Source organism: Stenotrophomonas sp. STEN020, from assembly GCF_056760195.1.
On sequence record NZ_JBRREI010000003.1, the window covers coordinates 67,627 to 80,366 of the forward strand.

General features: G+C 61.7%; 11 protein-coding genes. 8 read left to right on the forward strand and 3 right to left on the reverse strand.

Annotated features, from left to right (window positions below; genetic code table 11):
• Positions 1-93 precede the first annotated feature (93 nt).
• On the reverse strand, positions 94-219 hold the full coding sequence (gene ykgO / locus ACVOLZ_RS02340; protein ID WP_057628212.1) for a type B 50S ribosomal protein L36: 126 nt from the start codon (positions 217-219) through the stop codon (positions 94-96).
• A 191-nt stretch (positions 220-410) separates the two neighbouring features.
• Between ykgO and cmk the strand changes: the two genes are divergently transcribed.
• From cmk to galU, 8 genes are all read left to right on the forward strand, one after another.
• Positions 411-1,085 carry a (d)CMP kinase gene (cmk, locus tag ACVOLZ_RS02345; protein ID WP_481514904.1) on the forward strand — a complete coding sequence of 225 codons (675 nt, stop codon included), beginning with the start codon at positions 411-413 and terminating at the stop codon, positions 1,083-1,085.
• 193 nt (positions 1,086-1,278) lie between these two features.
• Positions 1,279-2,964: a 30S ribosomal protein S1 gene (gene rpsA, locus ACVOLZ_RS02350; RefSeq protein WP_481508286.1), complete on the forward strand. Its 1,686-nt coding sequence runs from the start codon at positions 1,279-1,281 to the stop codon at positions 2,962-2,964.
• Positions 2,965-3,051: 87 nt separating this feature from the next.
• Positions 3,052-3,357 carry an integration host factor subunit beta gene (locus ACVOLZ_RS02355; RefSeq protein ID WP_057628209.1) on the forward strand — a complete coding sequence of 102 codons (306 nt, stop codon included), beginning with the start codon at positions 3,052-3,054 and terminating at the stop codon, positions 3,355-3,357.
• 96 nt (positions 3,358-3,453) lie between these two features.
• Positions 3,454-3,753: a lipopolysaccharide assembly protein LapA domain-containing protein gene (locus ACVOLZ_RS02360; protein WP_481514905.1), complete on the forward strand. Its 300-nt coding sequence runs from the start codon at positions 3,454-3,456 to the stop codon at positions 3,751-3,753.
• 6 nt (positions 3,754-3,759) lie between these two features.
• Positions 3,760-4,938 (forward strand): lipopolysaccharide assembly protein LapB, encoded by a 1,179-nt coding sequence (gene lapB, locus ACVOLZ_RS02365; protein WP_481514906.1) that lies wholly within the window; start codon positions 3,760-3,762, stop codon positions 4,936-4,938.
• Between the two features lie 54 nt (positions 4,939-4,992).
• Positions 4,993-5,913: an MraY family glycosyltransferase gene (locus tag ACVOLZ_RS02370; RefSeq protein ID WP_481514923.1), complete on the forward strand. Its 921-nt coding sequence runs from the start codon at positions 4,993-4,995 to the stop codon at positions 5,911-5,913.
• Positions 5,914-5,927: 14 nt separating this feature from the next.
• Positions 5,928-7,844 (forward strand): polysaccharide biosynthesis protein, encoded by a 1,917-nt coding sequence (locus ACVOLZ_RS02375; RefSeq protein WP_481514907.1) that lies wholly within the window; start codon positions 5,928-5,930, stop codon positions 7,842-7,844.
• Positions 7,844-8,722: a UTP--glucose-1-phosphate uridylyltransferase GalU gene (gene galU, locus ACVOLZ_RS02380; RefSeq protein ID WP_481514908.1), complete on the forward strand. Its 879-nt coding sequence runs from the start codon at positions 7,844-7,846 to the stop codon at positions 8,720-8,722. The genes ACVOLZ_RS02375 and galU overlap by 1 nt, the downstream gene beginning before the upstream one ends.
• A gap of 254 nt (positions 8,723-8,976) precedes the next feature.
• Here the strand turns inward: galU and ACVOLZ_RS02385 are convergent, their stop codons facing one another.
• Together ACVOLZ_RS02385 and ACVOLZ_RS02390 are read right to left on the reverse strand one after the other, a co-directional pair.
• The gene (locus tag ACVOLZ_RS02385) at positions 8,977-10,185 is read right to left on the reverse strand and encodes an acetyl-CoA C-acyltransferase (protein ID WP_057628198.1); all 1,209 of its coding nucleotides are present in this window, start codon (positions 10,183-10,185) and stop codon (positions 8,977-8,979) included.
• Between the two features lie 164 nt (positions 10,186-10,349).
• Positions 10,350-12,722, reverse strand: a complete 2,373-nt coding sequence (locus ACVOLZ_RS02390; RefSeq protein WP_481514909.1) for a 3-hydroxyacyl-CoA dehydrogenase/enoyl-CoA hydratase family protein — start codon at positions 12,720-12,722, stop codon at positions 10,350-10,352.
• Positions 12,723-12,740 lie beyond the last annotated feature (18 nt).

Consider the following 12,740-nt stretch of genomic DNA (forward strand, 5'->3'; position numbering starts at 1 on the left):
CGTACTCGGCCCGGTACGCAAAAAGCCGCCCAAGGGCGGCTTTTTGGCGTTGCCCGATCCTTGCGGATCAAGCGCTGGCTTGCGCCAGTTGGCTCAGCGCTGGCGAGCCTTGAAGCGCGGGTTCGACTTGCAGATCACGAAGATCTTGCCGCGACGGCGCACAACTTTGCAATCACGGTGACGGGTCTTCGCCGACTTCAGGGAGGACAGAACTTTCATGACATACCTCGGCGGATACTGGTAAGGAGATCTTAGGAGCGTGGCCGCGGATATGCAGGATAACGCCCGTTCAAGCCCGCCATTCTACTGGGTATTTCTGCGCCAGTTCAAGTGCTTGCGTGCAAGCGGGTGCAGTCAGGGTGGTGCGGGGCGTTAGAATAGCCTGATTCTCGTTCCAGACAGGCCTTTAAATGAGCCAGCTGCCCCCTGTTCTTACCATTGATGGCCCGTCCGGGGCCGGCAAGGGTACCGTCAGTCGCATCGTTGCCCGTCAATTGGGCTGGCATTACCTCGATTCCGGCGCGCTGTACCGCGCGGTGGGCGTGGCTGCCAGCTGGGCCGATATCGATACCTCCGATGCCTCGGCGCTGGTGCGCTGCACCTTTGACACCAAGGTGCAGTTTGTCGAGCAGGGCGAGAGCCTGCGGGTGCTGGTCAATGGTACTGACGCCACCGATGAGTTGCGTCTGGAGACCACCGGTGCGCTGGCATCGGCCATTGCGGCCATCCCGGAGGTGCGGGCTGCGCTGAAGGAGCGTCAGCGCGCATTCAGGGTTTTGCCTGGTTTGGTGGCCGATGGTCGCGATATGGGCACCGTCATCTTCCCGGACGCCCCATTCAAGGTTTTCCTGACTGCGAGCGCCGAGGAGCGGGCGGAGCGGCGGCATAAACAGTTGAAAGAAAAAGGGGTTTCGGTTAACTTTGAAGACCTCCTGCGTGAGATCATGGCCCGCGACGCCCGTGATGCACAGCGCGCAGTGGCGCCCCTGAGGCCGGCCGACGACGCCATCCTCATCGACACCAGCGGTATTGGCATCGACGACGTCGTTGCCAAGGTGCTGGGTCTGGTTTCCAAGGAAGCCTGATCCCCGCAGCGTTGAGTGCGATCAGTTGATCGATCGCAGTCGTAGCAAAGATGTTGCAACAACCCGCTGCGCAATGGTGCGTGGTGGGCTTTTTCATTCACATTCGGCCGCTGCCATGGGGTCGTCCAACAGGCTGGACAGTACGGGTTTTCGCAACAGATCCGCTGTCCATATGTTCAACTGAGTAAATCTAATGACCGAATCATTTGCAGAACTGTTTGAAGCCAGTCAGGCCAATCTGGCCAAGCTGAAGCCCGGTGCCATCGTTATCGGTACCGTCGTTGAAGTCCGCGGCGACGTGGTCGTGATCAACGCCGGCCTGAAGTCCGAAGGCATCGTGCCGATCGAACAGTTCCGTAACGACGCTGGTGAAATCGATGTGGGCGTGGGCGACCAGGTAAAGGTTGCACTGGACTCGATCGAAAACGGCTTCGGCGAAACCATCCTGTCGCGCGAGAAGGCAAAGCGCGCCATGGTGTGGGACGAGCTGGAAGAAGCGTTGGAAAAGAACGAAACCATCACCGGCCGCATCAGCGGCAAGGTCAAGGGTGGTTTCACCGTGGACATCAAGGATGTCCGCGCATTCCTGCCTGGTTCGCTGGTCGATGTGCGCCCCGTGCGCGACCCGGCCTACCTGGAAGGCAAGGAGCTGGAATTCAAGCTCATCAAGCTGGACCGCAAGCGTAACAACGTGGTCGTGTCGCGTCGTGCAGTTGTCGAGAGCGAGCACTCGGAAGAGCGCGAGCAGCTGATGGACAAGCTGCAGGAAGGCGCAATCCTGAAGGGTGTCGTCAAGAACCTGACCGATTACGGCGCATTCGTGGACCTGGGCGGTATCGACGGCCTGCTGCACATCACCGACATGGCATGGAAGCGCGTGCGCCATCCGTCCGAAGTCGTGAACGTCGGCGACGAGCTGGACGTGCGCGTGCTGAAGTTCGACCGCGAGCGCAACCGCGTTTCGCTGGGTCTGAAGCAGCTGGGCGAAGATCCGTGGGACAACATCGCACGTCGTTACCCGGCCAACAGCCGCGTGTTCGGCAAGGTCTCCAACGTGACCGATTACGGCGCATTCGTTGAGATCGAGCCGGGCGTTGAAGGCCTGGTGCACGTGTCCGAGATGGATTGGACCAACAAGAACGTCAACCCGTCCAAGGTTGTCCAGGTTGGTGATGAAGTCGAAGTGATGGTGCTGGACGTTGATGAAGAGCGTCGTCGTATCTCGCTGGGCATGAAGCAGGTTGCTGCCAACCCGTGGGAAACCTTCGCCGCCATCTTCAAGAAGGGCGACAAGGTTTCCGGTCAGATCAAGTCGATCACCGATTTCGGTATCTTCATCGGTCTGGACGGCGGCATCGACGGCCTGGTTCACCTGTCGGACATCAGCTGGAACACCACCGGCGAAGACGTGGTTCGCAACTTCAAGAAGGGCGACACCCTGGACGCAGTGGTCCTGGCCGTCGATCCGGAGCGCGAGCGCATCTCGCTGGGCGTCAAGCAGCTTGAGCAGGACCCGTTCGGCCAGTACATGGCTGCCAACCCGAAGGGTTCGAAGGTCGAAGGCGTTGTCAAGGAAGTTGATGCCAAGGGCGCAACCATCGAGCTGGCTGACGGCATCGAAGGCTACGTTTCGGCACGTGACGTTGCCAACGAGCGCGTCGACGACGCGACCCAGTTCCTGAAGGTCGGCGACAAGGTCGAAGCCAAGTTCGTGGGCATGGACCGTAAGGGCCGTACCCTGCAGCTGTCGATCAAGGCCAAGGATGATGCCGAAATGCGCGAAGTGCTGGAGGAATACCAGTCCTCTTCGGCTTCCAGCGGCACCACCCAGCTGGGCGCGCTGCTGCGTGCACAGCTGAACGGCAACAAGTCCGAGTAATCGGCTTCCTGTTGTAGATTTGACCTGGCGGCCCGGACATCAGTCGGGGCCGTTTCAGGGTAAGACCCTGCCATTGACGAGTACGCAATGACCAAATCCGAATTGATCGAAATCCTCGCGCGCCACCAGGCGCACCTGAAGGCTGATGATGTCGATCTGGCGGTGAAGTCGTTGCTGGAAATGATGGGTGGGGCGCTGTCCTCCGGTGACCGCATCGAGATCCGCGGTTTCGGTAGTTTTTCCCTGCATTACCGCCCGCCGCGCCTGGGCCGTAACCCGAAGACGGGTGAGTCGGTTGCGCTGCCGGGTAAGCATGTTCCGCACTTCAAGCCGGGCAAGGAGCTACGCGAGCGCGTGAGCTCGGTGGTGCCGCTGGAAAGCGACCCTGCCTGAGTAAGCTTGTCTGAGTGCTTCGTAGCAGATTGACTGCTGCCATTTCATCCGCTGAACGGTAAGCTACGGGCTCTTGTAACAGGAGTAAGCCGGCGCATGAAGACCGTTCGATTAGTGATTCTGCTGGCGGTGTTGATAGGTGGCCTGGTGATTGGCTCGCTCAACTCGCAGCCCATCGAAATCAGCCTTGCGTTCTGGGTGCTCAAGACCACCTCGGGTATCGCAATCATTGCATCGCTGTTGCTCGGCGCCCTGGTTGGCGGTGGTATGGTGATGGCTGCCCTTGTGGTGCCGATGTACACCAAGCTGCGCCGCGCCAATAAAGCGGCCGCCGTAACGGCGACCGAGCCTGCTGCGCCTGCCGCGCAGACGCCTTCTCCTTTTGACGGACGCTGAGCAACGATGGACTTCATCAGTGAGTGGTTCTGGTTTTTCCTGTGCTTGCCGGTTGCCGCGATCGCCGGCTGGGTGATTGGTCGCCGCAGTGGCCAGCGCCATAGCGAGAATCAGGTCACTCGACTTTCCAGTACCTATTTCCGAGGCTTGAACTATCTGCTCAACGAGCAGCCGGACAAGGCCATCGAGTTGTTCCTGCATATTGCAGAGCTGGACAAGGAAACCTTCGAAACCCAGGTTGCGTTGGGACATCTGTTCCGCCGCCGTGGCGAAGTGGATCGTGCGATCCGCCTGCATCAAGGTCTGGTCAATCGCAACGATCTGAACGACACACAGCGCGTGCAGGCTTTGCTCGCGCTCGGCGAGGACTATATGAAGTCCGGCCTGCTGGATCGCGCCGAAACCGTATTCACCGAGTTGGCGCAGCTCGACCAGCGCGCCCCGCAGGCATTGAAGCATCTGATCGGCATCTATCAGGCCGAGCGTGATTGGGAAAAAGCCATCGAGAACGCAACCCGCTATGAAGCGGTCACCGACGAGCCGATGGGCAAGTTGATCGGTCAGTTTGAATGCGAACTGGCCGAGCGCTACCGCGCGGCGGGGCGGTTGGATGATGCGCGTGCGGCGATCAATCGGGCCAATGTCGCCGATGCGATGAGCGTGCGCGCCGGCATCATCGAAGGACGTCTGGAAAGTGATTTCGGCAATGACGAAGCGGCGGTGCGCGCGTTTGAAAGGGCTGCACGCAATGACCCGGACTACCTGCCTGAGATCCTGCCGCAGCTGTTGAAGAACTACCGCAATGTCGGTGATCTCGCCGGCGCGCGCGCGTTCCTGGCTGAAATGACCGAGCACTATCGAGGCATCGCGCCGGTATTGGCGCTGACCCGCTTGATGGAAGAGCAGGAGGGGCCGGCGCCTGCGCGTGCCTACCTGGGGCGCCAGCTCAAGGATCGCCCGTCGGTACGCGGTGAGTCCGCCTTGATCGACCTGACCCTGGCCGAAGGTGCCGACCCGGTCGCCACCTTGCAGGATCTGAAGCACATCACTGATCAATTGCTGGTTCGCAACCCGGCCTATCGTTGCACGCGCTGTGGTTTCGGTGCGCGCACGCACCACTGGCAGTGCCCCAGCTGCAAGGAGTGGGGTACGGTCAAGCCGCTATTGAACTTCGCGGTGCTCTGAGTGCTGGAACTGCATTACTGGGTGGTGCTGCTGGTATTGGTTACAGCGGCGGCGATGACCTGGCTGGCGATCCGCTACGCGCGCTGGCAACAGCTGATTGATCAGCCCGGTGAGCGGCGCAGTCACAACGTGTCGACCCCGCGTGGCGGTGGTATCGGCATCGTCGTTTCGCAGCTGCTGGCCTGTTTGCTGGGGGCGCTGTTGTTGCCGGACCAGGCGCTGGTTCTGCTGGTATTCGCGCTGGGCCTGTTGATGGTGGCGGGGATTGGCTGGTGGGACGATCACCGCTCACTGCCCGCGTTGCCGCGGTTGTGCGTCCATCTGTTGGCTGGGCTGATGCTCGCGGCTTTGGTGTGGTTGGGCACCGGTAGCCTGCTAAAGGCGGTGTTCTGTCTTGGGCTGACCGTGTCGCTGGTGAACATCTGGAACTTCATGGATGGCATCAATGGCTTGGCCACTACCCAGGCCATCCTGGTCGGAGCGGGTGCCGCCTGGTTGCTGCCTGCGCCTTACGCCATGGCAGGGTGGGTGCTTGCGGCTGGCTGTGCGGGGTTTTTGCCGTTCAATTTCCCCCGCGCTCGGATCTTCATGGGTGACGTCGGTAGCGGTGCGCTCGGCTATCTGGTGGCGGGTCTACTGGCGCTTGGGCTGAGTGTTACCGACACCGCGCCGGTACTGTGGCTGATGCTGCCAGCGGCATTTCTGGCTGATTCGGGTTTCACGCTGTTGTCACGCATGCTGAAGGGCGAGCCTTGGATGCAGGCACATACCCAGCATCTCTATCAGCGTTTGGTGAAACGTGAATACAGTCACGCAGCTGTTACGCTGGGGTATTCGATCTTCGGTGTTGTGGGGCTTACACTTGCAGCGGAATTTTCAAGGCTTCCCCTAGGTTGGGGGTGGGCAGGGGGCGTTGCCTGGCTGGTTGCTACGGCACTGGCATGGGCGTTCCTCCGTGCTAAGGCACTTAATTAAGGACAGAGTTTTCTATGGCGTCTTGGTTCGAGCGCTTTGTAGGCGGTGGTCCGCGCTACGCGGTAATGCTGCACGACCTGGTCATGGTGTGGTTGTGCTGGCAGTTGCTCCTGACGGCGCGCTTTGCCTTGCTGGATGCAGGTCCTGTGCATCCTTGGTTCTCGCTTGATGTTGCGGCGGTCATTGCGCTCCAGGCGGTCGCGTTCTGGAAGGTTGGGCTGTACCGGGGTCTGTGGCGATTTGCGTCGGTTGCCGATCTGATCAACATCTTCAAGGCCAGTTTCATCGGGCTGTTGGCGATAGTCGTGGTGTTCTCCTACCGCCGTCTGGAGGGCATTCCTATTTCTGTGTTGGTGGTCTACCCGTTCGCGTTGTCTGCGATGTTGGGTGGGCCTCGTCTGCTTTACCGTGCCTGGAAGGACTATCAGGCGCAGCATTCGGACGCCCGCGCACGGCGTGTGCTGGTGCTCGGGGCCGGCCAGGCAGCTGAATCGCTGATCAAGGACCTGCGTCGTTCTGGTGACTATGAGCCGGTGGGCTTGCTGGATGACTCGCCACATCTACAGGGAGCCCGGCTGCACGGCGCGGCAATTCTTGGCACCTTGGACGAGGTTGCGGTGGTTGCCAAGGAGACCAGCGCCAAACTTCTGGTTATCGCCATTCCAACGCTTGATGCTGCGGGTATGCAGCGTGTGGTCGCGCTTTGCGAAAGTACCGGCTTGCCGTTCCGCACGGTTCCGCGTTTGACCGATGTTCTGGAAGGCAGCTCGCTGCCGGGCCAGCTCAAAGAAGTCGCCATCGAAGACCTGCTCGGGCGCAAGCCGATCCTTCCTGACTGGGAGCTGCTGCGTAGCTGGCTGCGCGGACGTACCGTGTTGGTGACTGGTGGCGGCGGCTCCATTGGTTCGGAGCTTTGTCGCCAATGTGCGCGGCACGGTGTATCTCGCATCGTGGTCCTGGAAATCAGCGAACTGTTGATGATCAATATCCAGGCGGAACTGAGCAGGAGTTTTCCGGATCTGGAGGTCCATGGCGTGCTCGGTGATTGCGGCGATCCTGCGGTCATCCGGCATGCGCTGCGAAGCTACAATCCGGATACCGTATTCCATGCCGCCGCCTACAAGCAGGTGCCTCTGCTGGAGGCACAGTTGCGCGAAGCCGTGCGTAACAACACCTTGTCGACCGAATGCGTTGCCACGGCCTGTATTGAGTCGCGGGTTGAGAACTTCGTCTTCATTTCCACCGACAAGGCGGTTGACCCGGCCAACGCATTGGGTGCAACCAAGCGCTACGCCGAGATGATCTGCCAGAGTTTGAATCGGCGCAGCGCCCACACTCGCTTTGTCACTGTCCGCTTCGGCAATGTGCTGGGCTCGGTGGGGAGCGTGGTGCCGATGTTCCGTGAGCAGATCCGCAAGGGCGGCCCGATTACCGTCACTCATCCCGATGTAAGTCGCTATTTCATGACGATTCCGGAGGCCTGTCTGCTGATTCTGCAGGCGGCGGCATCGTCTTCACGTGGTGCGATCTATATGTTGGACATGGGCGAGCCCGTGTTTATCCGCCACCTTGCCGAGCAGATGATCCGGCTGGCGGGCAAGCAGCCTGGGATCGATATTCCGATCCTCTACACCGGTTTGCGCCCAGGTGAGAAGCTGCATGAGAGCTTGTTCTACGCCGACGAGAATTGCCAGCCGACCGCGCACCCGAAAGTATTGGCTGCCGGGGTGCGCGAGTTCTCTCCCGAGCTGGTGTTGAACAACGTGACGGCGCTAAGAAAGGCTGTTGCGGCCTATGACATCGAAGCGATGCGTAATATCCTTGCGGCAACCATTCCCGAGTTCATGTCTGCAGAAGACGCAGCGGGGCAGACGGGCAGAGCCAACATCGTTCCGTTTCCCAACCCAAAAGAGGCTGGAAGAAGTCACTGATGCACGGTCGAATTAAAAAGGCGGTATTTCCCGTCGCCGGACTTGGAACGCGGTTCCTGCCGGCAACCAAGACGGTGCCCAAGGAAATGCTGCCGATCATTGATCGGCCGCTGATCCAGTACGCGGTGGATGAGGCGATTGAGGCGGGTTGCGATACGCTGATCTTCATCACCAACCGTTACAAGCACGCGGTGGCTGATTACTTCGACAAGGCGTACGAGTTGGAGCAGAAGCTTGAGCGCGCAGGTAAGCAGGAGCAGTTGGAGTTGATCCGCCACGTGCTGCCCAAGGGCGTGCGTGCTGTATTCGTGACCCAGACCGAGGCGTTGGGGCTCGGTCATGCGGTGCTTTGTGCCAAGGCGATTGTCGGTGACGAGCCGTTCGCTGTGCTGCTGCCGGACGATCTGATCTGGAACCGTGGCGAAGGTGCGCTCAAGCAGATGGCCGACCTCAATCAGGCCAGCGGTGCCAGCGTCATTGCGGTGGAAGATGTACCGCATGACAAGACCGGCAGCTACGGCATCGTTGCGACCGACAAGTTCGATGGTCGCAAAGGGCATATCACTCAGATCGTCGAAAAGCCCAAGCCGGAGGACGCGCCCAGCGATCTGGCGGTGGTAGGCCGCTACGTTCTCAGCCCGAAGATCTTCGAATTGCTGGAGGCTACTGGCACAGGTGCAGGTGGAGAAATCCAGCTGACCGATGCGATCGCGCAGTTGCTCAAGAGCGAGCAGGTGGATGCGTATCGTTTCGAAGGTACGCGTTTTGACTGCGGCACCCACCTTGGGTTGGTTGAGGCGACCGTGCGGTTTGCGCTGGAGAACGAGAAGCTGGCTGGGCCGGCGCGCGAGATGATGCAGAAGATGCTGGCAGAGTAAGCGCCGGCGAATAATCCGGAACCTGGCGTTGTTTGTCGGTTTTGGGGGAAAGAAAGGCAGCCGGAGGGCTGCCTTTCTGTTTCTGGCTTGGGCCTGCTGTCTTGTAGAGCGCAGCCACGCTGCGCTGGGGCTTTATCGGGAAGGCCTCTGCCGAGCATGGCTCGGCACTACATGTGCCAGGCGGGCTCGCGGAAATGCAAACAAAGAAGGCGGCCTTGCGGCCGCCCTCTGGAATCAACGCTGCAACGAACCGCTTACAGCGATTCGAAAATGCCTGCAGCGCCCATGCCGGTGCCGATGCACATGGTCACCATGCCGTACTTCTGCTGGCGACGGCGCAGGCCGTGCAGCAGGGTGGCGGTGCGGATCGCACCGGTGGCACCCAGCGGGTGGCCCAGGGCGATGGCGCCGCCCAGCGGGTTGACCTTGGACGGGTCCAGGCCGCAATCACGGATGACCGCCAGCGACTGCGCGGCGAAGGCTTCGTTGAGCTCGATCCAGTCCAGCTGGTCCTGGCTCAGACCGGCCTGCTTCAGTGCTTTCGGGATCGCCGCGATCGGGCCGATGCCCATCACTTCCGGGCGCACGCCGGCGACCGAGAAACTGACGAAACGGGCCAGCGGGGTCAGGCCGTAATCCTTGATCGCCTGCTCCGAGGCCAGCAGCACCGCACCGGCGCCGTCGCTCATCTGCGAGGAGTTGCCAGCGGTGACCGAACCGCCGAACTGGCCGTTGCGGAACACCGGACGCAACTTGGCCAGGCCTTCCGCGGATGAATCCAGGCGCGGGCCTTCGTCGGTATCGGCGAGCTTGTTGCGGGTGATGATGCGCTTGCCGTCGGCCAGATCAGGCAGGTGCGAGACGATGTCGTAAGGGCTGATCTCGTCCTTGAACTCGCCGTTCTGGATTGCGGCGATGGCCTTCTGGTGCGAGGCGAGGGCGAACGCGTCCTGCTCTTCGCGCGAGACCTTCCATTCTTCGGCGACCTTCTCGGCGGTAATGCCCATGCCGTAGGCGATGGCGACGTGGTCGTTGTCGAAAACGCTCGGTGCCATCGCGATCTTGTTGCCCATCATTGGCACCATCGACATCGATTCGGTGCCGCCGGCCAGCATCAGGTCGCTGTTGCCCAGACGGATCTGGTCAGCGGCCATCGCCACAGCCTGCAGGCCGGACGAGCAGAAGCGATTCACCGTCTGCGCGGCGATGGTGTTGGGCAGGCCGGCCAGCAGCACGCCGATGCGTGCCACGTTCATGCCTTGCTCGGCTTCGGGCATGGCGCAGCCGATGATGGCGTCGTCGATGCGGTTGACGTCCACGCCCGGGGCCTGTGCGACCACCGAGCGGAGCACGTGGGCGAGCATGTCGTCCGGACGGGTGTTGCGGAACATGCCCTTGGGCGCCTTGCCAACCGGAGTGCGGGTGGCGGCGACGATGTAGGCGTCCTGGATTTGCTTGGTCACTTTGCTTTCTCCGAAAGCCGGGAGTGGGGAGTGGGGAATGGGGAATCGACAAGGCGGTTCCACGAAGTCCGACGCATTCCTGTTCTCCGGCAAAAATTGGTGGAGGAGGGGAACCGGGTTCTGGTTGTTTCCATTCCCGATTCCCTGTTCTCTATTCCCGTTGATCAGTTCCGCAGCGGCTTGCCGGTGGTCAGCATGTGCGCGATGCGGGCCTGGGTCTTTTCCTGCTGGGCCAGTTCGACGAAGTGCTTGCGCTCCAGGGTCAGCAGCCACTCTTCGTCGACCACCGTGTTGCGGTCGACCTTGCCGCCGCACAGCACGGTGGCGATCCGCTCGGCGATCTCGTAGTCGTAAGGGCTGATGAAGCGGCCTTCCAGCATGTTGACCAGCATCATCTTGAAGGTGGCGATGCCAACGTCACCGGCCACGCGGATGCGGCGTGCCGGCATCGGCGGACGGTAGCCGCCTTCGGCCAGCGCGGTGACTTCCGCCTTGGCGATGTGCAGCAGCTCGAAGCTGTTGAACACGACCTTGTCGGTGGCGCGCATCAGGCCCAGTTCCTTGGCGTTGACCGCCGAGTTGGAGACCTTGGCCATGGCCACGGTTTCGAAGGTCTTCTTCAGCTCGGCGAACACGTCGCCGTCCGGGCCGGCCGCCTGCGAGGCACGCACGGCGATTTCCTTCAGGCCACCACCGGCTGGCAGCAGGCCGACGCCGGCTTCCACCAGGCCGATATAGCTTTCCAGTGCCGCAACCGACTTGGCCGCATGCATCTGGAATTCGCAGCCGCCGCCCAGCGCCAGGCCGCGCACTGCGGTGACAACCGGCACGGTCGCGTACTTGATGCGCTGGCTGGTGCGCTGAAAGTTGGCAACCATCGCCTCGAACTCGACGAACTTGCCGGCCTTCAGTGCGCCCAGTGCGCCGGACAGATCGGCACCGGCAGAGAAGGGCTCCTTGTTCTGCCAGATCACCACGCCCTTGAACTGCTTTTCGGACAGGCCGATGGCGTGCTGGATGCCGTCCAGGACCTGGTCGGAGACGGTGTTCATCTTGGTCTTGAAGCTGATGACGCCAATGCCGTCGCCGTCGGTCCACAGGCGGATACCGTCGTTCTCGAACACGGTTTCGCCCTGCGCGAACTTCTCGCCCAGCAGTGCATCCGGGAAACGCTGGCGCTGGTACACCGGCAGCGACGAGCGCGGCACCAATGCATTCTGCGACGGGCTGTAGCTGCCTTCGGCGGCGTGCACGCCGTCACGGCCGTCCAGCACCCAGGCCGGCAACGGCGCATTGCTCATGCTCTTGCCGGCGGCGATATCGTCGGCGATCCACTGCGCCACCTGCTTCCAACCGGCAGCCTGCCAGGTCTCGAACGGGCCCAGCGACCAGCCGTAACCCCAGCGGATGGCCAGGTCGACGTCGCGCGCGGTTTCGGCGATGTCGGCCAGGTGGTAGGCGCTGTAATGGAACAGGTCGCGGAACGTCGCCCACAGGAACTGCGCGTGCGGGTGCTGGCTCTCGCGCAGCTTGGCGAACTTCTCCGCCGGGTTCTTGATCTTCAGGATCTCGACCACTTCCGGTGCGGCAACGCGATCGGCCGGACGGTAGTCCTGCTTCTCAAGGTCGACGACCATGATGTCCTTGCCGACCTTGCGGAAGATGCCGGCGCCGGTCTTCTGGCCCAATGCACCCTTGCCGATCAGCGCGCCCAGCCATGCCGGCGCGTTGAAGTACTTGTGCCACGGGTCGTCGGGCAGGGTATCGCCCATGGTCTTGATGACGTGGGCCATGGTGTCCAGGCCGACCACGTCGGAGGTGCGATACGTCGCCGACTTCGGGCGGCCGACCAGCGGGCCGGTCAGACCGTCCACCTCGTCAAAGCCCAGGCCGAACTGCTGGGTGTGGTGGATGGTCGACAGGATCGAGAACACGCCGATGCGGTTGCCGATGAAGTTCGGGGTGTCCTTGGCGTAGACCACGCCCTTGCCCAGGTTGGTGGTCAGGAAGGTTTCCAGGCCTTCCAGCACCGACTTGTCGGTGGTCTTGGCCGGGATCAGCTCGGCCAGGTGCATGTAGCGCGGCGGGTTGAAGAAATGCACGCCGCTGAAACGGTGGCGCAGTTCTTCCGGCAGCACGTCGGCCAGCTTGTTGATGCCCAGGCCCGAGGTGTTGGAGGCCAGTACCGCATGCTCGTTCACGAACGGCGCGATCTTCTTGTACAGGTCCTGCTTCCAGTCCATCCGTTCGGCGATGGCTTCGATGATCAGGTCGCAGTCGCGCAGCTGTTCCAGGCCGGAGTCGTAGTTGGCCGGGGTGATGGCTTCGGCCAGCGCCTTGCTGGCCAGCGGGGCCGGGCTCAGCTTGCCGAGGTTGGCAATGGCCTTGAGCACGATGCCGTCGGCAGGACCTTCCTTGGCGGCCAGGTCGAACAGCACCGTGTCGACGCCGGCATTGGTCAGGTGGGCGGCGATCTGCGCACCCATGACGCCTGCGCCAAGTACGGCGGCGCGGCGGACAAGCAGGGAATTGGACATATCGATAAACCTTTGGTC

Excerpts from the sequence above, each read along its gene's own strand:
- ykgO (WP_057628212.1), bottom strand. The coding sequence starts at position 219 with ATGAAAGTTCTGTCCTCCCTGAAGTCGGCGAAGACCCGTCACCGTGAT.
- cmk (WP_481514904.1), top strand. The coding sequence starts at position 411 with ATGAGCCAGCTGCCCCCTGTTCTTACCATTGATGGCCCGTCCGGGGCC.
- rpsA (WP_481508286.1), top strand. The coding sequence starts at position 1,279 with ATGACCGAATCATTTGCAGAACTGTTTGAAGCCAGTCAGGCCAATCTG.
- ACVOLZ_RS02355 (WP_057628209.1), top strand. The coding sequence starts at position 3,052 with ATGACCAAATCCGAATTGATCGAAATCCTCGCGCGCCACCAGGCGCAC.
- ACVOLZ_RS02360 (WP_481514905.1), top strand. The coding sequence starts at position 3,454 with ATGAAGACCGTTCGATTAGTGATTCTGCTGGCGGTGTTGATAGGTGGC.
- lapB (WP_481514906.1), top strand. The coding sequence starts at position 3,760 with ATGGACTTCATCAGTGAGTGGTTCTGGTTTTTCCTGTGCTTGCCGGTT.
- ACVOLZ_RS02370 (WP_481514923.1), top strand. The coding sequence starts at position 4,993 with ATGACCTGGCTGGCGATCCGCTACGCGCGCTGGCAACAGCTGATTGAT.
- ACVOLZ_RS02375 (WP_481514907.1), top strand. The coding sequence starts at position 5,928 with ATGGCGTCTTGGTTCGAGCGCTTTGTAGGCGGTGGTCCGCGCTACGCG.
- galU (WP_481514908.1), top strand. The coding sequence starts at position 7,844 with ATGCACGGTCGAATTAAAAAGGCGGTATTTCCCGTCGCCGGACTTGGA.
- ACVOLZ_RS02390 (WP_481514909.1), bottom strand. The coding sequence starts at position 12,722 with ATGTCCAATTCCCTGCTTGTCCGCCGCGCCGCCGTACTTGGCGCAGGC.